This is a genomic window from Bifidobacterium sp. ESL0784, assembly GCF_029433295.1.
GTDB lineage: Bacteria > Actinomycetota > Actinomycetes > Actinomycetales > Bifidobacteriaceae > Bifidobacterium.
Genome location: NZ_JAQTHV010000001.1, coordinates 132,307 through 155,364 on the forward strand (window position 1 = coordinate 132,307; position 23,058 = coordinate 155,364).

Genomic DNA, 23,058 nt, shown 5'->3' on the forward strand with positions numbered 1-23,058 from the left:
CGGATTCGTGCGTAACGGCGTTGATGGCAGGATATTCGATACTGAAATGCGCGGAGCCCGTTACGCCATTTTGATGGCAAGGCTGGTTTCCAGTTTGCCGTCGGTGACATTCAGGATTATCGGCGATGGTTCGGCGTCGGCTTTCGGGGCCTCTTCCGCAGTAGGCATTTCTATGATTGCCAGTGCTTCACCGTAGTAGGTGTCGGTGCTGCCGATGACAAAACTGCCCGGGTTGAACGGTGCCGCGCAGCCGAAAGCGACCAGCCGGCCGGCGCTGATTCGTGCCCGCAAAATGCCGCGTTCCAGCGGTTTGGTGATTCCGGCGGCATCGGTATAACGCACGCGCACGTATGCCAGATGTCCCGGACGGCAGATGCCGGACGAGGCCATGTGTTGTTTATGCTCCGTCGAATCCGCGTAAACGGATTGCGATTCCTCGAAACCGCTTTCGGGTTCCAGAGAAGCGGTGAGCCGGGTCGGGCCTTGGGCGCTGGTCAATGCACGCCGGCCGATTTCCTCGCCGTTCGCATCGAAGCTTACGGCCTCAAGAGTTCCAGGTTGATATTCGCAGCTGAATCGCACAAGGCAATCGTCGTGCAATGTCTTCCGGCCGATTTCCTGTCCGTTCAATATCAGGGCAACGTTGGCCGCGCGGGCATAAACCTCCACGTTCGCCTTGTGGCCTTCGCAGCCCGCCCAACTCCAGGAAGGCATGGCATCGGTCATTCTCCAGGCGCTTGGGGAGTGCTTGCCGTTGGTATGGTTCACTGGCTGTACCGCAAGGTAAGGGCCCTGGTCCTTTTCAAGCGCAACGCGGGTATAGAGAGCCTCGCCGGTCACCCTTCCTGTCAGATCGAGACGGCCCGAGCCCGCGGCGAGCCATCCCAACCCGTTTTCCGCTGGTGCATAATCCTCGTATTCCCAGGCTCCGATGCCGGTTTCGCCCAGGTAATCCATACCTGCCCATACGAAATCCCCGATAAGCCGCGGGTTTGCCTTGGCCATTTCATGGAACCGGTAGGCATCGTTGCAGAACGTTTCGGAACCGAGGATGAGCCGATGCGGGTAGCGTTGCAGATCCTTTCGGTAGCGTTTGATGCCGTAGTTGTAGCCGGCGATATCGAGCTGTGCGAACGCGTCGCGGGTCTTGATATCGCAGGCATGCAGCGTGGCTCCGGTTTTCATGAAATCGGCGCCCATGATTCCCGCAAGATTATTGAAGAACTCGCTGCCCACGGCTTTGTGTTTGGGTTTATTCTGCCCGTTTTCGGCGGTTGAGACCACGCATGCTCCGGGTACGATGTCTTCTCGCGAAAGCTCGGGTGTGCGCTCGCCGGATTCCGATTCGGCCTCTTTGCGCGCTTTCTTGTCGGAATAGACGCCGAAACCGATCGAGCTCAAGAAATTGAAGAAGATATTGATCCCGCAAGTCACCGGTCGGCTCGGGTCGAGGGTGTGCAGCAGATCGACCATGGATCGGGTCAGCGCGATGCCCTTCTTTTCGGCGGTTTCGCTGACCTCGTTGCCGATCGAATACATGACGACGCTGGGATGGTTGCGGTCTTTCGAGACCATGGCTGCCAGGTCCTTGCGCCAGTTGGCCGAGAAGTAATCGACATAGTCGTAGAGGGTTTTGTGAATGTACCAATGGTCGATGTATTCGTCCAGAACGAGCATTCCCAGTTCGTCGCATGCCTCGAGAAGGGCCTTGGAGCAGGGGTTATGGGCCGAGCGTATGGCATTGTAGCCTTGGGCCTTCAGCTCTTCGACTTTGCGCCGTTCGGCATCGGGGAACGCGGCGGCTCCCAGTATGCCGTTGGTGTGGTGGATGCAGGCGCCTTGCAGGACGGTGCGTCTTGCATTGATGAGGAATCCGCGCTCGCCCCAGGCAAGCGTACGCACGCCGAACGTCGTGCTGGCCGTGTCTGTGGCGATCTCGCCGTGTTCGGCTTGGTAACTTACTTGGCATGTATAAAGATTGGGATGTTCCGGGCTCCACAATTGCGCATTGGGGATATCCAGCATGACGGTTGCGTTGCCTTGCTCGTCGGTTTTGCAGTTTGTGGATGCCACTGATGGTATTGATTTGGAAGCTTTTGATGTAATGTGTTCGGATGCTGGCGTGGAGGTTGCCGGCGTATCGGTATCCTGTTTCCCTTCGAAGATTTCGATATGCGCGCTGCCCGCTCCGGTGGTCTGCAGCGTGACCTCGATTTTCGCCGGGTCCATCGATATCGTGCGTACCCCGATGCCTTCGAAGCGGATATGCTTGCGCGGCCCCGTCCAAAGCGTGACCGGGCGATAGATGCCCGCCCCGGAATACCAGCGGGAGTTGGGCTGGTCGGCGTTATGCGCCACCACCCGGATTTCGTTGTCCTCGCCGATGGCGACAAAGTTGGTGACGTCGACGGTAAACCCGTTGTACCCATAGTCGTAGGAACCGGCCTTTCGTCCGTTGACGAAGATTTCGGCAAGCCGGTAGACGCCTTCGAACTCGAGAATGACGGCATTGCCGCGCAGGTCCTCGCCGGGCGTGAAGTGGCGGATATATTCGTAATCGCGCCCGTCGAACCATCCGGTGTTGGTCCCTCCCGGAGCGTTCTCCAGACGGGGCTCGTAAAGCATGGCGTCGTGGGGCAAGGTCACCGGCGTAAACGTTTCGTCGCTGTCCAAGTGCCGAACCTGCCAGTTCCTGTCGAATCCCGTTGACTGCATAGATGCTCTTTTCTACTATGTCTTGATACTACCGTCGTGCGTTGTCGAAAAAGATTTGACGTGGGATGGCTGCAAAACGTGCGTGGAAAATGACAGGCTGAGCCACAACCTTGAGAATTCAAGATTGCCATTACACAATGAAGCTGTATGAATGTAGCATCGTCGCATGGCTTGGTTCAAAGTTGAGCGAGTAGATGTGGTGGTTACGTCAAATGAGACGTGACGGCCATTGTTCATTCATGATATGTAAAACATAAAGAGAGGACTTCTCATGTTGCAGATCAACATGGCTGATGTCGTCAACGTCATCAAGTCGCTGGTGCCCTACCTGGTAGTCATCGGCGTCTTGCTGCTGCTGGCCATTATCATCAGCGTCGCCGTCAACAAGAAGACGGTGCAAAATACCGGAACACGTAAGCTCGTGCGCAGCGAAACGTGGCTGGTGGTGCTGGTCGCCATCGTTGCCGCGGTTTCGATGATGCTCACCGGCCCGATGTCCACGTTGCTCAACAACGTGACTTCCAAGAAATACGTGCTTTCGCAGGACACCATCAGCCGCGCCAACAAGCTCGCCCAAGAGGTGCAGACCGAAGGCATCACCATGCTGCAGAACAATGACTCCAATCTGCCGATGAGCGGCAAGAAGGTCAATGTTTTCGGCTGGGCTTCCACCAACCCGATTTATTCCGGCACCGGTTCAGGCGCCATGAATACCCAGTACAAGACGGTCTCCATCCTCGAAGGCATGAAGAACGCAGGTCTCAAGACCAATACGCAGCTTAGCGATGCTTATGTCAAGTATCAGAAGGCACGTCCGCAATCGCCTGGTGGTGGTGTTTTCGCTCCTGAATGGGACCTGCCTGAACTGCCGATGAAGCAGTATCCGGCCGGCGCGATGGACAACGCCAAGAAGTTCTCTGACCAGGCCGTCGTGGTGTTGGCTCGTCAGGGTGGTGAAGGCAACGATCTGCCCAGCAATATGAAGGCCAAGGGCGTTCCCTATCACAACAATTCCAAGGATTACGAGGACTTCAAGGACGGCCAGTCCTTCCTTGAGCTCGACCAGTCCGAGAAGGACATGCTTGATCAGGTCACCGCGAACTTCAAGAACGTCACCCTCGTCTACAACGGTGGCAACGCTATGCAGTTCAGCTTCCTGAAGGATTACCCGCAGATCAAGTCCGTGCTGTGGTGCCCGCCCGCCGGCCAGACCGGTTTCACCGCACTCGGCGAGGTGCTCACCGGTGCAGTCAATCCTTCGGGCAAGACCTCCGACACCTTCCTGCGCGACCTGCACAAGTCCGTGAACGTCAACAACTACGGCGATTTCCAGTACAATAACGTCGACCAGCTCGCTCAGTCCGTCACCAGCTCCACTGGCAAGACCAGAACCGTCAAGCCGACGTTCGTCAACTACACCGAAGGCATCTATCTGGGCTACAAGTTCTATGAGACCGCCGCCAAGGAAGGCCTCATCAACTACAACGATGTTGTCCAGTATCCGTTCGGTTACGGTATGAGCTATACCAAGTTCAGCCAGTCGATGGGCAAAGTCAGCCATGCCGATGGCAAGGTCTCCTTCGACGTGACCGTCAAGAACACCGGTGACAAGGCCGGCAAGGACGTTGTCGAGTCTTACTTCGATCCGCCGTACACTAACGGTGGCATTGAAAAGGCCTCTACCAACCTCGTGGCGCTCGGCAAGACCAAGCTCCTGCAGCCCGGCGAATCCCAGACCGTGAAGATCTCCTTCAAGGATGATGACATGGCCTCTTATGATTCCAAGGGTGCCAAGGCCTGGGTGCTGGAAAAGGGCGATTACGACATCTCCATCAACTCGGATTCGCACACGGTGATCGATCACCAGAGCGTCAATGTTCCGTCCACCATTACTTACAACAAGTCGAAGACCCACAACGGCGACAAGACTGCTGCCACCAACCAGTTCGACGATGCAGCAGGCAATGTGACCTATCTTTCTCGCGCCAACCATTTTGCGAACTATGCTGCTGCCACCGCGGCCCCGACGAACTTCGCGATGAGTGACAAAGCCAAGTCCACTTTCTACAACAACGGCAATTACGACCCGAAGAAGTTCGACAAGGCCAGCGACAAGATGCCGACCACTGGCGCCAAGAACAACGTCCGTCTGGCTTCGCTGCGCGGCAAGTCCTACGACGATCCGGAATGGAACAAGCTGCTCGACCAGATGACCTTCAAGGACATGGATGAACTGATCGCCAACGGCGGTTACGGAACCTCTGCTGTAGATTCTGTCGGCAAGATCAAGACCACGGACGCCGACGGCCCTGCGGCCCTGAACAACAACTTCACCAAGGTCGGCTCCATCGGTTTCCCGGCCGAGGTTTCGTTCGCCTGCACGTGGAACAAGGATCTGAACAAGGAATTCGGCAAGATGATCGGCGATATGGCGCACGACATGCACGTGGACGGCTGGTACGCTCCCGGTATGGATACGCACCGCAGCCCGTTCTCCGGCCGTAACTTCGAGTACTTCTCCGAGGATGGCGAGCTTGCCGGCGCTTTGGCTGCTAGCCAGATTCAGGGTGCGCAGTCCAAGGGCGTCTACGCCTTCATGAAGCAGTTCGCGCTCAACGACCAGGAAACCAACCGCACCAACATGCTGTGCACCTGGGCCAATGAGCAGTCGATGCGTGAGATCTACCTCAAGCCGTTCGAGATGGGTGTCAAGACCGGTGGGACCACTGCCGCGATGAGCGCCTTCAATTACATTGGCAATACTTACGCCGGTGCCAACAGTGCGTTGCTCAACAATGTGCTGCGTAACGAATGGGGCTTCCGTGGCTTCGTGGTGACTGATTACTTCTCCGGCTTTGGCTATCAGAACGCTGATCAGGTCATTCGCGGCGGCGGCGACACCATGCTCGCCACCACCAAGGTGACCAATCACATCACTGACAAGTCCGCTACTTCCGTGATCGCGATGCGTCGTGCCTCGAAGAACATCCTCTACACTGTGGTGAACAGCTGGGAGTATGAGCATGGTGATCCTAAGACGGCCACGCCGGTTTGGAAGACGGCCATGTACGTCGTCTGGGTTGTCGTCGCGGTGCTTTTCGTCGGCCTTGAGGTCGTAACGGTCCGCCGTTACCTCCGTCGCCGCAACGAAGCCAAGGTCGCTGTCACCAGCGATTCGGCTGATGACGTGACCCCTGACGAAAAATGAGTTCTGAGCGGTTCCGTTAATACAGAATTGTAATACGGAATTGCTGAGGTGAAGCCTCGCCGTAGCAGATACGGCGGGGCTTCACCACCCTTTTCGTTTCCTTTGTATAGCAGCGGATATAGAGCGGATGTAAAGGAATATCGGAGCATATCAAGGCTCGCGCGACGGAGTAATTACCCGCGCGCCAATCGTGCGAAAGAAATGACAGCTTAGGCTTTCGGGAGCTTGGGCTTTGGAAATTATTGGTTAAATGGATTTGCTATTGGTGGATTGTATGCGAGGTGGCACAAGTCGTGCAGCGCCGCATATATGTGCCAACCAGTGTTCGGGCCGCTCTCGCGCGGCGAGACGATGAAACCGACAGGCCGGTAAGTCGGTGAGCCGGTGCGGACAGCAGGATTTTTAATAAGGAGGATCATGAAACTCGAGGAACTTAGCGTTACGGAGAAAGCGGCAATGCTTTCCGGTGGCTCCGAATGGGACTCGCGCGGCAACGAGCGGGCCGGGATTCCGAGCTTTGTGATGAGTGACGGTCCGCACGGCGTGCGTCGTCAGCTTGGCGCGGGCGATCACCTTGGCATCGGGGCTTCCAAGCCCGCCACCTGCTTCCCCACCGCCGGAACCGTGGCCAATTCGTGGGACCCGGCTTTGGCCGAGAAAATGGGCGAGGCGCTCGGACGCGAGGCGCACGATCTTGGCGTCAACGTGCTGCTTGGGCCGGGTATGAACATCAAGCGCAACCCCTTGTGCGGCCGCAATTTCGAGTACTATTCCGAAGATCCGCAGGTCGCCGGACGTATGGCCGCAGGCTTGGTCAAGGGCATCCAGAGCAACGGTGTCGCTTCCTGCCCCAAGCATTTCGCGGTCAACAGCCAGGAGCTGCGTCGCCAGGCTTCCAATTCCGTGGTCGACGAACGCACGCTGCGTGAGCTTTACCTGACCGGTTTCGAGATCATGGTTCGCGAGGCGCGTCCTTGGGCCATCATGACCTCCTACAATCAGATCAACGGCACATATGCCCACGAAAACAAGCATTTGCTCACCGAAATCCTGCGTCAGGAGTGGGGTTTCGACGGCACGGTCATCTCCGATTGGGGCGGTTCGGATTCTGCCGTCGCCGCAGTGAAGGCCGGGGGATCGCTTGAGATGCCGTCTCCCGGATACACTTCCGTGCGCGAGCTGGTCGGCGCGGTGCAGGCCGGCACGCTGGCCGAGGCCGATATCAACGTCCGCGCCGGCGAGGTCGCCAAGCTTGCCGAACGCACGCATTTCGAAGGCGTGGGCCGCGATGACCTGATGGCCGATGATGTGGCCAAAGACCACCATAATATCGCCCGTCATGTCGCCGAAAATACCAGTGTATTGCTCAAGAACGGAAGCTCGGACGGCAAAATCGCCCCGGTCCTTCCCCTGAAGGCAGGCACTCGTGTCGCTGTTGTCGGCGATATGGCCGAAACGGCGCGCTATCAAGGCTCCGGCTCTTCCAAAGTCAACGCGACGGACGAGGAGAACCTGCTCGATCAGCTCAAGAAAATCGATGGCGTCGAAGTCACCGGTTACCAGCAGGGTTATGAACGTCACGGCGGCAAGAACAACGTCCTGGTCGAGGATGCCGTCGCACTGGCCGCAGCCGACACCACCGATGTGGTCGTGGCTGTCGTCGGTCTCGACGAACGCAGCGAATCCGAAGGCCTTGACCGTTCCACCATGGCCATTCCCGAAGGTCAGAACGACTTGGTGAAGGCATTGGCCGCTACCGGCAAGCCCGTTGTCGTCGTGCTCGTGGCAGGCTCCCCCGTCGAGCTGCCTTGGTTCGACGATGTTTCCGCGCTTCTGTATATCGGTCTCTCCGGTCAGGCCGGCGCTTCGGCTACGGCTCGCGTGCTCACTGGCGCTGTCAATCCTTCCGGACATCTTGCCGAGACCTGGCCGCTCAAGTATGAAGACGTCCCCAGCTCCGGCTGGTACCCGGCCATCGGCCGTGACGCCATCTACCGTGAAGGCCCGTTCGTTGGCTATCGCTATTACGAGACCGCCGGCGTGCCCGTGCGTTTCCCGTTCGGTTACGGCCTGAGTTACAGCGAGTTTACTTACTACGGATTGACCAGTGACGAAAAAGGTATTACGTTTACTGTGACCAACGATTCCGATATCGCCGGAGCGACCGTCGCCCAGATGTACGTCCGCGGCCCGGTGGGTGGTGCGATGCGTCCCGACCGTGAGCTCAAGGGATTCAAGAAGGTCTTCCTCGGTGCTCACGAGACCAAGACGGTCACCATTCCGTTCGACCGCTATACATTCCGTCATTACGACGTCGTACCCGGCACTTGGAAGACCGAAACCGGTGAACGCGAGATCCTGGTCGGCGATAGCGTCGAGAACCTGCCGCTTTCCACTACTCAGATGGTTCAGGGCGACATCGATCTGTGCCCGCCGAACCCGGTGCTCGGCCACTATCTTAAGGGTCAGGTCAAGGACGTCACCGACAACGAGATGACAGCCCTCTTCGGCCACGGAGTGATTGCCCCCGGCAAAACCGTCGTCTTCGGCGAGAACGATCCGATTTCCTCGTGGAAGGACTCGCGCGGTTTCGTGGCCCGTACCGTCGCCAAGGTATTGGCCAACAAAGAGGCCAAGGTTCGTCAAAAGACTGGCCAGCCTGATCTCAATATCCTCTTCATCTTGAACATGCCGCCGCGTGCGATGTGCAAGATGACGCAGGGCATGATCGATTCCGCGATGGTACAGGCCGTCGTCAAGATCGCGAACGGCCACACCTTCCGTGGTGCCGGTTCGTTCATCGCCGGTTATTTCCGCAATATTTCCGCCAACAAGCGCGTAGCGAAGGAGCTTGAAAACAAATGAGTGACACCAACAAGAACGAAAGCTCACAACAGGTCGAAGGCACGGGCTTCATCGCCGCATGCAAGCGTCTGATCAACAAGTACCCGAACCTGTGGGAATTCATCAAGTTCAATGTGCTTTCGAACATTTCGACTATTACGCGTTTCGTGGCCGTGTGGATTCTGACCGCGCTGTTCGTGCACGCCTTGCAGCTAACCCAGCCATTCAGCTTCCTCATCTTCAACTACTCGAAGCCCAGCACCAACGGCCTCGGCGGCTTCCTCACCTTCCTGATCGCGGAGATTCTGGCGCAGGCCGTCAACTTCGTGGTGCAGATGAAGTGGGTCTTCAAGTCCGACGCGAGCTTCAAATCCGCTGCGTGGAAGTACGCGATTCTGGCCGTGATCATCGTGGTCTGTGGTCTGTTGCTGCCGGGCTACGTCACGACGCTGTGCAAGGGCTTCGGCTGGAATGACGCCGTTTCCTCCACTCTTGCCTCGGTGGTCAACACTGTCCTGGCCGTCATCATCAGCTACCCGCTGCTGAAGTGGTGGATTGCCCCCGCCAAGAAGGACGACAAAGCCGAAAAGTAAACGGGACGTAGCGCCGTTAAATACGGTGCCGACGTTATAAAACGCATACAGGTCGGTCGATAGGGAAACATGATTGGCGGAATTCCGCCATTGCGGATAACCTATCGGCCGGCCTTTTGTTGTATGTGGTCTTCTTTTATCGCGGCAAGAGCACAGTCAGGGTGAACCAGTGGTCGCGGGCCTTGATGGTGACGTCGCCGTGGTAGAGCCCGGCGATGTGCTTGATCGATTTCACGCCGAAGCCGTGGGCGCGCTGGTCGGACTTGGTGGTACGTAGGTCGCCCTGATCGTCGGTTCGCAAAGCCGATTCGTAATAGTTTTCGACACGAATGACGGTGAATTGACCGTGTTGATAAAGTGCGAGCTTGATCAGCCGGCGTTCCGGTTCCGTGACCTTGGAGGTCGCTTCGATGGCGTTGTCGAGCGCGTTGCCGAAAAGCGTGGCGATATCCATCGAACTCATATCGGTCAGGAGCTTGCCGTCCGCAACGGTGGTGAGTGTAATGCCTTTTTTCTCGCAGGCCTTCACTTTGGAAGTGAGGATGACGTCAAGCACGGAATTGCCGGTATGCTCTTGCGCGCTGTATTCCTTGACTGATGCCTCAAGCTGCTCGAAGCCGGCGGCCGCGTGTTCCGGGTCGACCTCGGCCCGAAGTGCCGTGATCTGGTGCTTCAAGTCGTGCGAAATGCGTCCCAGTGATTCGATGTTTTCCTTGGATTGCAGGTATTCCTGGTGCTCACTCTGCAGCTTGGCGTCGATGGAAGCGAGCTCGACATTGGCCCGCGCTACCCTCGCCTGCTCCTGTTGCGCGCCGAGAATCGCATAACCGCACAGATCGACGAGCGTGCGGATATAGAAGATCTCCTGCCCCACGGAGCCGGAGAAAGGCGTGTTGGTCGAAACGAAACTCAGGTTGCTCATCGCAAAGGTGACGATGGTGATGATGATGGAGCCCGATACTGCGGTGCGGCTTGGGTTCATTGGCTTGTCACGCTCGAAATTATGGCGTTCGATGGCCCAAGCCAGGCCAAAACCGACCAGATAGATTGCCGTGGCGAGCATCGCTGTGGGCAGGCCCGTTTTGGAGAGCCGCCTATGCATATTAAACCCGATGAACGTCGCAATCTGCCAGTGCAGCGACGCCACGAGTTCCGCGAGCACGAACGCGCGGGCGGTGACATACAGCCCTTCGCGCGGCGTCGTTTGTGCGCCAAGAAAGATAATAAGGTACATTCCCGCTACGGCAAGCAGCATACCCAGAATCCAGAAATCAAGGCTCATCGTCCCGTCGAAATATTGGATGCCGATAATCGCCGGCAGTCCGATTCCGGCCACGAGCAGGCTCCGCCATTTCGGCGCCCTCCGGTAGATGACCAACAGGTAGATCACGCAGGCCAGCCATTCGCAGATGCCGGTATAAAGTCGCGGAATGTTAGGCAGCGCATTGGTGATGGTGTTCATTGCAGACCGCCGTTGATATAGCCGGTCAGCGCAGCGACGAAGGCTTTCTTGCGCGGGCGGCTGACGCGCAGGCGCTCACCGGTGCTCATGATGCAGTCCTGATCTTGGATGCCGGTGACATGCCGCAGATTGACCAGATAGCAAGAATTGGAGCGGAAGAAGTCATGCCCGTCCAACTGCGTTTCGAGTTCCTTCAGCGTTGAAGTGACGGAAAGTTTGCCGTCGAGCGTATGAATGATGATTGTATGACGAATTGATTCGATATAGACGATGGATCTGAGCTCGATGCGTGTGCGCTGTGAACCGGTCTCGAAGAGCATCGAATCGTCGGCCTGCCGCCGCACCGTCTCGATTGAGCGCTTGATTTCTTGGCTGAATGCGAAGTAAGGCACAGGTTTCAGCAGGTAGGAGAGCGCCTGCACCTCATAGCCATTGATGGCGTATTGCGAGGCGTTGGTGATGAAGACGATGACGACGCTGTTGTCGATCTTGCGTATCCGCCGTGCCGCCTCCATTCCGTTCATCTGCTTCATTTCGATGTCAAGCAAAAGAATGTCATAGATCGGCCGATAATTCTCGACGATTTTCGCGCCGTCGTCGAAAACTGAAACGGTGAAGTTTTCGCCGTTTTCGGCTTGGTAGCGATTGAGGTAATCCAGCACTTTCTGGCATGCAGCGGGCTCGTCTTCTACTACCCCAACTCTGATGCCGCGCATCGTCGCCGCCTTTCACACAAGGTTCTTACCTCATAATATTCCTCTATAGCATGATTCTGCGGTTTTTCCGTAGATTTCGCTATGTTGTCATTATCCGTTCCCGATTTGTTTACGTGAGTGATAAATGGTTAAACAATTTACATCTATCCCATTATCTCATATACCGGAACATCTTTCGGCATCAGCCGAAAATCGTCGTGTGGGAAAAATGACATAAGTGTGTCTCATATTTTGCAGGGTAACAGTTTGCCGTGCATATTCGTAGTCGATTTCGCACTGTTCATCTTTTATATTTTGCTGTTTGTTGACAGAAATGGATAAATCTATAAAATTCAAAGTAAAAACATTGATGTTATGTTATTTTCCAACGGAGGTTGATATGAAGAAAACGAAGAAGATGGTCATTGTCGCGTCGTTTGCGGCAACTTGCACTCTGTTTGCGGGTGTTGGTTTCGCATCGGCGGACGAGACCCCGGCTCCCGGCTCCGCTCCGGTGGTTTCGGCGCAGTCGGAGTTCAATAAGACGACATTACAAGCCAATTACAATGCTGTGCTTGCAATTGCAAACGGTGGTACTGCTGGCGCATACAAGCAAAGTTCATGGATGAGCATGCACCTCGATATGGAGAGGGCAGTGGCCATGCTCAATGACGCTAATGATGGCAACAGTCATGCCGGTGGCGCCACGACACAGGGCGATGTCGATAATCTTGCGAGTGGCCTCGCTAATTATCCCTCAATCCTGCAAACTGCGGTTGCCGGAGAACCGACTGGCGCAGATCCATTGAAGACTAAGGGTGATTTGCAGACTTTCTATAACAAAGTCAAGGATGTGCAGTCGAGCAGCTATCCGGGTAACGAGAATTGGTTGGCCTTTAACAATGCCCGTACTGCGGCTAGTTATGAATTTGAACCTGGACATGCCGCTGATTCCCAATACGGGATAACTTTAGCGTACGATAATTTGTATCATGCGACTAAGGATTTGGATTCCTTGTTGCTGCCGTCGTCCGTTCCGTCGCCGTCGCCGAGCCCTGCTCCTGCGCCTGCGCCCGTCGACAAGAAGGCCGGACTGCGCAGTGCCTATGACAAAGTGAAGGACTATCAGCAGAGCGACTTCACCGCTGCTTCCCCTTGGGCCGCGTTCGCCACCGAGCGCGATACGGCCAAGGCCATGCTTGACACCGACAATACCCAGGCCGCGTTCGACGCCGAAGCTACGGCCCTCAACACGAAGGCCGACGCCCTGATCAGCATCGCCGGTCTCAAGGCCGATATCGCCAAGGCCGCCACCTTGAAGCCTGCCGACTATACCGAGTTCACTTGGTACCTCGTCACCCTCGATATTCCTTATGCCCAAAGCATTGTGGATGATGCAAACGCCACCCGAGAGGACGTCAGCACTGCCCAAAGCATTTTCGACTCAGATCTCGCTGCGCTGAAGACTCCGATCGTCGGCCAGAAGACCGGTGCGGATATTCCTACAACCACCAAGACCAAGGCAGACCTGACCGCTCTCGTCGCCCAGGCCGAAAGCCTCAAGCAAGGCGACTACACCGCCGATTCCTGGAAGGTCTTCGCGGAAGCTTTGAAGGATGCCAAGGAAGCCCTCAATCCGGATGCGCAGTCCCAGATGCTGCGCGACAACCCCGTTGACGATTTCACGTACAACTATGTGGAGCTCGAGGACGCTCAGTCTGCTTTGGTGCGCGACGCTTCCCAGCAGACTGCTGGTCAGGGCGGAGCCGGTGCCGCAGTTGTCGGCAAGAGCAAGAAGTCCGGCAAGAATTCCGGTCTGGCAACGACTGGCGCTTCGGTCTCCATCGTCGCTGGCATCATGGCGCTGCTCGCAGCCGCCGGTGCTGCCATCAAGCTCGTCGATCGCAAGCGTGCCTAACAACCGGCTCGCTCGTCGCTAACGACAGTTTTGCCATAAAAGTCGGCCGACAGATTCGCGGTTTGGTATTGATTTCACCTTTTCCGCAGTCTGTCGGCCGACTTTTATGCGTTCTGGACTCAAGCCAAACAGCCAGCCATGTGGCCAATCCTGGCCGTAAGGTCATCGCCGGCTCGTAAGCCATATAAAAATCGGATTGACAGCACATTGGTCGTCAACCCGATTGGAGTTGATAAATTATCTAGGCGGTTTTTGTTTCAAGCGTCTCGCCGTCAACGTCGTTTCCGTGTCCGACGCCGTCTTTCACTTGTGTTTTCTCGTTGTCGCGGCGGACGATTTCCTGTGCGATCGACTCGATGCTGCACAAGCGCAAAGCGTTGTCTCCTCGAACGCCTGAAGCCTCTTCACTGCTGACGACGCCGGTTTTCACGAGTGCGTCAACGGGGTTGATTCCATAGCTTCGTGCGATGGCGATGATTTCATCGGTCGCCAACTCTTTTGATTTGAAACGCTTGTAAAGGGTGGCATAGGGGATATCAGCCTCTTGCGAGATTCTATTGATTGAATCGTCATGCGTGATTTCCCGTAGCCATTCAATGTGATTATGTCGAATTTTTTCCATGTTTTTATTTTCCGATAATTCAGGTGAAAATGTAAGGGCGGATATTCCGTAAACCGTTTGACATTTTTAATGATTATCGGTTTTTGATGATATTTCTACAGAAGGTTTTTTGAATTCTATTTTGTCTAATATACTGATAAAGCGCTGAATCAACAGGGAAATCGGACTAGTATTTAATCTGCGCGCATATTTTAAGTGCTTAAAATGTCAAATAAATAACATAGATGTGTTTTCTTATCACGTCAAAATCGTTTAATAAAATTTTTTTAAAAAAATTAGATAAAACGTTTATAACAGTATAGATTCAGTTATTAGCGTAATTCTATCGATTTGTCTAACGCAAAAAGGGTGTTTTGTCCTTCGTCGTCACCTAAGAGTTTTGCGCATCTAGGTGCCGCTCAGTCTGATTTCCTTCAGTTCAAAGCGTTCGCATCGTTTTCGCGCCGGATGATCTCCTGGGTGATGTCGCTGATACTGGTGAGCCGCAGACCGTTGTTTCCTCGAACGGCGGTCGCTTCCTCCTTATTGATGACGTTGGTTTGAACCAATGCCTCCACAGGATTGAGGTTGTAGCCTCGTGCGATGGCGATGATTTCGTCGGTGCTGAGTGTGCCCGATTTGAAGCGTTTGTACAAGGTTGTATAAGGAATTCCGCTCAAGCGTGAAATCTTATTGATGGAGTCATTGTGCGTGACACGCCTGAGCCATTCAATCGGGTTGTTGCTCGTGTTTTCATTCATATCTTTATTATGCGACACAGAATCTTGAAAAGGAATCACGATAAAACTGAAACGTTTGATGTAAAAGAGATGAATATCATAAATGAAACGTTCTTATGTGATAAAAATTACCCTAAACAGTTTATTTTTTAAATTGTATTATCATTTTACTTTCCTTGTTTTTCCTAGATATTAAGCACTTTTATTTGCAATTTAAAGGGTTGTTTCGTTGTTTTTCGAACGATAAAGATATATAGGCATAATGAGTTAAGATATATGGTTTAGTGAATGTGAGATTTTAGGAATTTTGCTAAGGGCTAAATCTGTCTATTTCAAAAAATGGACGGTATCTTTTTGATTGTTCACCGGGTTTATGTATATCAAACGTTTGCCTTCGTTTTTCGAAGGAATTATTCGATTTTCGGGAGCAGAACTTCGGGCATCGTGTAGGTCATTTGCGTTTTCGTCTTGAAAAACAATTAAATGATGGCGGTTTTTCTGTTATAATAATAATTATCACGTCGTCGTGAAGGCTTCGCAGGGCTGCGATTCGCCGACCGATTTGCTTTTTTATTTACCGATAACTATTATTATAGAATAATAGTATTGAGAGAAAGCCTAGGAATGAAAAAAACCATGACAAGTTGGCGTACTGTGCTCGTCAGACTTTTGGCTGCCGTTGTTGCAGCTGGAACTGTTATTGGATTGGCTGTCGTAGGCGGTGCGAATGCCCAGAGCGCGCCTGCCGAGGCGGACGCCGAGTCTTCGCACACCGTTCAGCCACTTTCGGCCAATATTGTCGGCCACAAACCTTCATTGACCAAATTGATGGGCTACAACGCGAGCGGCTTGTGGACCACGCAAGGTCTTCATGCGGACTTGATGTTGCGTGTAGGCCATGGCGACGTCGCTCCGGAATGTGTCGGGCTTGCAACCGGCGCCCAGGGCGAGAAAGTGCGATCGGCCTCTAAAGATGGTCTCGACGAGCAGGGCAAATGTGGGCTGCAGCTCTTTGTCGGTGACGGCACGGATGCGCAGTCAAAGAACCTGATGCGCCCATTGGCGTATATGAATACGTTGCGTACCAGTAAAGAGGCTGACAACACGACGCAGAATCTCAACGCCGCCGAACAGGCCTTCAGCGGTGCCGCCGGCAACTTCTTCACCATTCATTCAGTTGCCGCTTCCGCTGAAGAGGGTTACGACGACCTGACCATTGGTTTGAAGACAGATGCGTTGAAGAGCTCGGATATCAACGATTTGAAGATTTATGCCGTGGTCAATGACGGTGACACCCATACCCCTATTACGCTTGACGACACGAGCGTGGCAGGAGCCGATGTCGATGTGGCCGTTCCCGATAGTCTTGAAAATTCCGGTTATGCAGCCGAGCTTATCCAAGGACAGGCCTTGAATCCCGATGGCATGTCCTGGTGCGGCGATCAATCCTCCATTACCTGTGCTGCTCCGGCTGCCAAGGCCGATACCTCGGCGAAGAAGGAAGAGTCTGCCAAGTCGGCCAACGCCGAAGTGGGAACGCGATTTTCGGATTCCAAGATTTCTTTGAAGACGATGCTGAACTACGTCAGCCGTGTCGAGGTGCCTGGCAGTTTCCTACGTGCTGACTTTGTATTGCGCGTTCCGCATCGTTCTGTCAACGCTAACCTTGATAAGCCGGGAATCTCGTTCCTGTTCTCGAAAGACGGGAAAAAGGATTCCGCGCTGGTGCCTACGAAGTATGTCAGGTCGATGGGTACTTCGAAAGGTGCTGCGGACTGGGCCAAGACCCCGAACGTCTCCAGTGACGGCAGCTCCAATGCCTTCACCATCCACAGCGTCAACACGGAACCTGCGGCAAACGGCGACCCTGAGTTTGACGATATTTCAGTTTCGATAAAGGGCAGCCTTGACTATTCCGCGACTCGTGTGGACGAGAGCACGCCTGGTGGTGTGGACGCTCAGCTTTATCTTTATGCAACACAAAGCGATAATGTCGCTTCTGACGTGACCGGCAGCACCCTTGACATGACCAAGTCCTCCGAGATTGCCGAACCGTTGAAGCTCTATTCGAGCGTAAGCTGCACAGACGGCAGCAGCGGCTGCAATGGACCGCGCCTGGGCGTCGGCAAAGAAGGCGCCGTGGACACTTGGTGGGATATTAGCAAGTCCGGGTCTTGGAAGGGCAATAACGCCACCGATACCCCAGGGACCAAGGGTGATTCCGCCAACTGGGGTCTGGATACCTCTTCAGGACTGGCAACAGGAGGTCGCGGCCTCTCCGGTGATACCCCCACGGGTGTCGCCCCGAGCACGACATTCATGAACCTTTGGTATAACCCGGCAAGCCCTTATGATCCGCATGGGAACGTGCCCAAGGGAGACAAGCACGATTGCTCGCAAGTCGGCAAGTACTTCTTCCAGTGGGTTGGTCTTAACAAGGATAACAATTGGGTGCCTGTCAATGATTTGACCCCAACGGCTCAGGAGAACAACCAAGTGGTCGTCTCTTCGCCTGACAACAATGAGTATGGCTACTTTGCCGCGTTCAACAAGACCAATGGCTCCCCGTCCTATGGCGGACGCACCACCGATCCTCTGGTCGCAAAGAAACCTGGAAGTTCCGACCTTGCCGCGGCTCAGCTTCAGGATGGTTCCGTCGACTTCGCCAAGGCGCGTGTTGACCAGCCGGAACTTACCGGTTACTTCAAGCTGGTCGCTTGGCCTGAAACGACGAACCCGGATAACACCGCCTGTTCGGCGAACCAAGATGTCTACAACCCGCTGGCAGCTCAGAGTACCAGCAGCAAGGGCATTCTTTCTACCATGCAGCCTTCGGAAGCCAATGCATGGTTGGCCAAGGGTTGGTCGGTCAACTCGGCGTTCTATAACTTCAACACTTTCACGGAAGTCCCGACCATCGATACTCCGGCAGATAACTCCAAGCTTCCTGAGGTTTACAAGCCGTCGTTGACCGGACACGGTACTCCCGGCGACAAAGTCATGATTTATCGTCAGATTGACGGTAAGGGCTTCACGCAGCAGAATTCCAAGGATGTGCTCGTGGGCGCGAACGGGATGTGGGTGTTCAAAGACACCAAGACCCCGGATCCGGACGGCAATCAGCACGTCTATCAGTATCGTGTGCAGCAGATTCCCACTACTCTGGGCGGCGGGCGCGATATGCCTTCCGATTTCTCGGCGACCAAGTCCTTGACCATCACGCCGGTGGATCATAAGCCGATGCTCTTCAAGATGCTCAATTATTTCAACCGGATGGACACCGGCAACGACAAGCTCCGTATGGACTTTGTGGTCCGTGTGGCTCATGATGACGTCGATTACACCACTGATACGGGATACCGTGTCGAAACGGATAAGGACGGTGTCCAGCACAATATTCAAGATGATAGCGCCAGACAGAAGTCGATTTCTGTGTATTACGATTTTAACGGTGGTTCAGGCCATGATAGTGCATTGAGGAAGGTCAAGTACACCAGGACCATCGATGACTATCCCGCAGCTCAGTACTGGGCAAACGCCCAGAGCAGCGATCCGCGATTCACTATTAATAGTGTGTTGAATTCGGGTGTCTACGATTATCTGAACATCTCGATCAAGGCAGATGTTGACTATAGCAACGACGAACTGGAATGCTACGGAAGCAATATTAGCAAGGGCTGCGCGAATCCTACGGCTGACCAGATCAGCAAAGATACCCCCGGCGGCACGGATTACATGCAGTATGTGTATGTCACTACCGGCGAGAAGGCTGTAGCTGCTACAGACGCCACACCTACCCACACCGCCTTCAAGAGTTCTGCGAACACTGTTGATGTCGCCAACACCTTCGATGCTGATCAGGACAAGGCCGGTGATCATACCATTCATCATTACACCACCAAGCTCTATGCTTCCAGTGATTGTGCTGATGAAAAGTCCGGCTGCAACGGTCCGAGAATCGCTGCAGGCCCCATCGCCACAAACGGAGATGCGGTAAACGTCGATCAGACATGGAACCACGGCGAGAGCAACTGGGCACTGGTAACTGACAATGGTTACAACCAGGCGCCGCAGAACAAATTGCCCAAAGGCGTCGCACCTATGAATTCGTTCTGGACGATGTGGTACGACATGTCGTTGCCGAAGAGCCGAGATGCGGACAACGACGGTGCCGACCGAAACCATCCGTGTTCGGAAGTCTCGGATTTCTACTTCCAATGGCTGGGCCTTGACCACAACAACAACTGGGTGCCCGTCAAGGACTTGACACCTACGGCACAATTGCGCTCCCAGCAGCAACTTTCGCACTGGAGCAATACCAAGATTGGGTTCTACTCGTCAATGAACGGCGAACTCAATTCCGGCCACTTCAAGACCCAAGCCAGTAATTTACCATATCAGTCAAGCCAGAATCTGATGTCTTTGAGTGACACTCCAAACACTGTGGCACAGGTTGGCAAGGATCCCGCTAATGGTAATGGCGGCGATGGGCACAGGGACCACCGTAATCACACCGATTACCCGGTTATGTATGCTCCTGCACAATTGCAGAACAGTTTCGGTGGTCCTGCGGCGAACACCGCAAGCGGCGATATCGACTTTGCCAAGGCGAAGGCCGACCAGCCGGACCTGACCGGTTACTTCAAGATGGTGACTTGGCCGGTGACCACGAATCCTCAGGGATTGGAGCAGCCCGACAATGTCTCTTGCAGCACGCAGACGCCAGCGGCGCAGGACATCTACAACCCGATCGATCGTACGGGTGACCCCAGCAACAAGGGCATCACCATGGACATGGTGAAGAACCATCCTGATCAGGTCAACAAGCTGCTCGATGAAAGCTGGACCAACAATTCGGCTTACTTCCGTTACGATGTGCCGCGTCCGAATGCCCTTACCGTCAACAAGATTGATGGCAGCCCATTCGACAGCCCGAGCGTAGCCAGGACCATTACCGGTTCAGGAGCCGAAAAGAACTCCACTGTGATGGTTTATCGTGAGCACAACGGCGCCAGCGGCGAGGACGTCTCCGAAGACGACCTGGTGGGCAATGCCACGGTAAATTCCGACGGCACCTGGTCGATTGTCGATTCCGATGCTAACTTGGACGTCTCCAACGCGGCAAACAGGACGATTCAATACCGTGCTCGGCAGACTCAGAACAGCGGTTATCACCTTACTTCAGCTATGTCAAACGCACAGACCGTCACCTTCAAGTCCCCTAAGCCGAGCGAACCGCCAGCCTTCAATGGCGACAATGGCGACAACGGTGTTGGTGCGATCACCGTGCAGCACACAGTCAACGGCAAACTGCCGCAGGACGCCAAACTCCATATTTCCGGAACATACGTCTGGAATGAGGACGGCGCCTCGATCAAGGTTTGTGCGCAAGCCGCTGACGCCTCCTACCAGCCGGTCAACAAGCCGGGAAGCAGCGAACAGGTGGCTCCGGTATGCAATACCGTGCCAGTTACCGGCGGAACGTGGGCCGTTGATCTTGACGAGAACCAGTTCAATACCGGTGTCGGCACCAACGGCAACGTCACGGACCAGCGTACGCACTATGTGCTTACCGCCGTGCTTGTCAACAAGGACGGAGTTGAGTCTGATCCTGCCTCGAAGAATGCGGTGCTCGACATGCGTGCCCCGCACACCGGTGCCACCTCTGCAGGCTGGAATGGCCTCTCGGGTATCGCCTGGCATAACTCTGACAGCAAGGACAATGATCCGCTACCTGACGGATTCACTGTTGAGGTGACATGGCCGACGGGTTCCGCTACGCAGAAGAGCAGCAAGGTTTTCACCGGTACTGATGGAAAGTGGTCCTTCGAAATACCTAACGGCACGAACCAGGGTGATGTTCAGGTTCGGGTCACTGACAAGGAGACCAACCAGTCAGCACTTGAGACCAAGCCGCTCAACCTGACACGCACCAAGAACCTGCCGATCACGGGCGGCTGGTGGGCCTTGCTGGCTGCATTGCTGGCGGTAGCCGCGCTTGCCTTTGCCTACTTCATGAGCCAAAAACGGCCCCAGAAAAAGCATTCGATGAAGTCCATAGGAGGGGAGGGTTCATCGCACTGATGAGGAAAAGTCAGATTAGTCAATGTTGTACAGCGCTCGGGCCCTGAGGCCCTCGTGTTGTGGAAATCTAAACAAACACAAGGAGTAAAGGAACACAATGAATAAGAAGAAAAAACTGAGCGCACTCGTGGGAGCGGTAGTTTCCGCAGCCACGTTGCTGGCGTTCGCGCCTTTCGGCGTAGCTAATGCAGATCCTGCAAGCCATGGTGACAACGACGGCTCGACGCCGCTCACCCTGGTTGATCCGGGTAAGAACGTAGGGGCGACCATCAAGGTGATGGCTTCTCCTCAGAACATTTCCGGACATACGTTCGCTGCGATTCGCGTGGGAACCTACAAGGCAGCTTCCGTTGACAACAACGGCGCCTTGACTGGTTTCATGCTCGACACCGATCCCGGTGTGCTGACTGGTGCGAAGACCGCGTTGAACAGCATCCCCGGTTTCACGCATGACACGAACTACTCGACGGATAACCCGGTCGGTGAGCTGGCTTCGCAATACCTCGGCTTTACCGCTACGGACAATTCGACGAACAAGGATACTACCTCCTACGATCCGACTGCTCAGAGCAACAAGACGTCGATGTGGGCCGGCGGTGTCCGTGACTTCGTTACCTCGCTGACCAAGCAGAGCGACTTCGCGGCCAAGCAGCAAGCAGCTGCCGCCAACGCGAATGTTGCAAGCTCTGGTATGAGGGCCCCTGTGAGCACCACCAACACCTCCTTCGATGTGCCGGTCAGCCAGCCTGGCCTGTACGCCATTGAGGATGTTACCGGCGGCAGCACCAACGGTGGTACGAATTCGATTCCGATGCTCGTGGGCACCGCTGTGTATTCGGACCTCGGCTCAGGCAACTCAAAGGCCTACGCCGCCGTCGCCAATGGCGGTCAGGCTTTGGGACAGGTGAGCATGAAGAACGATCTGCCCACCATCGTCAAGGAACGTGCCGATAAGAACCAGGCGCTGGGTGACAACAATGGTTACATCCAGTACTACATCAAGACTCAGGTGCCGCTGACCACCGGTTTCAAGCACTATGTCTTCAACGTGCAGGATGATTCCACCGATCCGTTGACCTATGTCAACGATAGCACCCACAAGACGCAGGTTTTCGTCAAGAACACGGCCCCGGATCCTGACACCGATACCGCTATTCCTTCCAATTCCTACAGCATTCTCAATAGTGATGTTGATGGTACGTCGGTGACCGGCGCTCCGAGCAATGGTTATGCCCATCGTATTGTCTTCAACTTCTACGACACGTTCGTCGGACATTACAGGCACGGTGACCAGATCCTCATTTCCTATTGGATGAAGTTCGATGTGGATCACGGTGATCGTAAGAACGTCAAGAACATGGCGAAGATGGAATATTCCGATGATGTGAACAACCAGCCGACTGATAGCGGCAACGGTAACGCGAACAACTCCGGCAACAACGGTCATACCTCCGGTTCCGGCAGCTCCAGCAACAACGGCGGCAACTCGAACGGCGACAACGGCGGTTCTTCCGTCGTCGATAACACGCTCTACGGTGTCTCCCTGATCAACAAGCTCTATGGCGACAACGGTGCTAAGTTGGCCGGTTCTGAATTCAGACTCTTCAGGTCCACCGACACGAGCTTGAGCAATCCGCTTCATTTCGCTGTTGATCCGAGCAACCCTGGTGTCTATTCGCTGTCGACCAAGCCTGGCGATACGTTGACCAACGTGACTCCTGCCTCCAGTGGTACGAACATGGGTAAGATTCAGCTCAAGGATCTGGATGGCGGCGATTACGTCGTCAAGCAGGTCAAGGGTGCGACCGGTGTCCGCAGCCTGTTCCTGCCGCAGTTCAAGCTCACTGTAGGCAAGAATTCCGCAGGTGCTACATATGTCAAGAACAGCGCCGATAACTGGAATCTTCAGCTAGTTTCCGCGAGCGACAATGCCCCTGACGGTACGGTCACGGTCAACAACGTGACTGCTGTCTCCCAGCTGCCTCTTACCGGTAGCGCCGGAATCGCGCTGATCGTGCTCGCGATCGTCGCGCTCTCCTTGGTGGCCGCAGGCACTACGGTGCTCAAGCGCCGCCACGAAGCAGCTCGTCGCGCCAAGTGATTGCCGGCCTCTGACGCATGAATTTTCAGAATGAATTTCCTGATTTCCTTGCGTAAGAGGCTGAGACAAGAATCTTGATATTGCGTCTGTCGGAATA

Annotated in this window: 11 protein-coding genes; 6 read left to right on the forward strand and 5 right to left on the reverse strand. The window is 54.8% G+C overall.

The features are described from left to right. Positions 1 to 60 precede the first annotated feature (60 nt). On the reverse strand, positions 61 to 2,715 hold the full coding sequence (locus PT279_RS00510) for a glycoside hydrolase family 2 TIM barrel-domain containing protein (RefSeq protein ID WP_277164427.1): 2,655 nt from the start codon (positions 2,713 to 2,715) through the stop codon (positions 61 to 63). A gap of 271 nt (positions 2,716 to 2,986) precedes the next feature. Between PT279_RS00510 and PT279_RS00515 the strand changes: the two genes are divergently transcribed. The 3 genes from PT279_RS00515 to PT279_RS00525 all read left to right on the forward strand — a co-directional run bounded on the left by PT279_RS00515 (position 2,987) and on the right by PT279_RS00525 (position 9,360). Further along, positions 2,987 to 5,923, forward strand: a complete 2,937-nt coding sequence (locus PT279_RS00515; RefSeq protein WP_277164429.1) for a glycoside hydrolase family 3 N-terminal domain-containing protein — start codon at positions 2,987 to 2,989, stop codon at positions 5,921 to 5,923. Between the two features lie 417 nt (positions 5,924 to 6,340). Beyond that, on the forward strand, positions 6,341 to 8,788 hold the full coding sequence (locus tag PT279_RS00520; protein ID WP_277164431.1) for a glycoside hydrolase family 3 C-terminal domain-containing protein: 2,448 nt from the start codon (positions 6,341 to 6,343) through the stop codon (positions 8,786 to 8,788). Further along, complete coding sequence (locus PT279_RS00525) at positions 8,785 to 9,360, forward strand: GtrA family protein (RefSeq protein WP_277164433.1); 576 nt, start codon at positions 8,785 to 8,787, stop codon at positions 9,358 to 9,360. The genes PT279_RS00520 and PT279_RS00525 overlap by 4 nt, the downstream gene beginning before the upstream one ends. Before the next feature lie 136 nt (positions 9,361 to 9,496). Here PT279_RS00525 and PT279_RS00530 read toward each other — a convergent pair whose 3' ends face one another. Then, a complete protein-coding gene (locus PT279_RS00530; protein WP_277164435.1) occupies positions 9,497 to 10,822 on the reverse strand; it encodes a sensor histidine kinase in 1,326 nt (441 codons plus the stop codon). Continuing rightward, entirely contained in the window at positions 10,819 to 11,538 is a 720-nt protein-coding gene (locus tag PT279_RS00535) for a LytTR family DNA-binding domain-containing protein (protein WP_277164437.1), read from the reverse strand. The genes PT279_RS00530 and PT279_RS00535 overlap by 4 nt, the downstream gene beginning before the upstream one ends. Positions 11,539 to 11,917: 379 nt before the next feature. Here PT279_RS00535 and PT279_RS00540 point away from each other — a divergent pair, with 379 nt between their 5' ends. Further along, complete coding sequence (locus tag PT279_RS00540; protein WP_277164439.1) at positions 11,918 to 13,435, forward strand: hypothetical protein; 1,518 nt, start codon at positions 11,918 to 11,920, stop codon at positions 13,433 to 13,435. Positions 13,436 to 13,676: 241 nt separating this feature from the next. On the opposite strand, the gene PT279_RS00545 is transcribed toward PT279_RS00540, so the two are convergent. Together PT279_RS00545 and PT279_RS00550 are read right to left on the reverse strand one after the other, a co-directional pair. Then, the gene (locus tag PT279_RS00545) at positions 13,677 to 14,057 is read right to left on the reverse strand and encodes a hypothetical protein (protein WP_277164441.1); all 381 of its coding nucleotides are present in this window, start codon (positions 14,055 to 14,057) and stop codon (positions 13,677 to 13,679) included. A 413-nt stretch (positions 14,058 to 14,470) separates the two neighbouring features. After that, positions 14,471 to 14,797, reverse strand: a complete 327-nt coding sequence (locus tag PT279_RS00550; protein ID WP_277164443.1) for a hypothetical protein — start codon at positions 14,795 to 14,797, stop codon at positions 14,471 to 14,473. 615 nt (positions 14,798 to 15,412) lie between these two features. Between PT279_RS00550 and PT279_RS00555 the strand changes: the two genes are divergently transcribed. Further along, a complete protein-coding gene (locus PT279_RS00555; RefSeq protein ID WP_277164445.1) occupies positions 15,413 to 20,860 on the forward strand; it encodes a hypothetical protein in 5,448 nt (1,815 codons plus the stop codon). Positions 20,861 to 20,957: 97 nt separating this feature from the next. Then, positions 20,958 to 22,961: a hypothetical protein gene (locus tag PT279_RS00560; protein ID WP_277164447.1), complete on the forward strand. Its 2,004-nt coding sequence runs from the start codon at positions 20,958 to 20,960 to the stop codon at positions 22,959 to 22,961. The last annotated feature ends 97 nt before the right edge of the window (positions 22,962 to 23,058 follow it).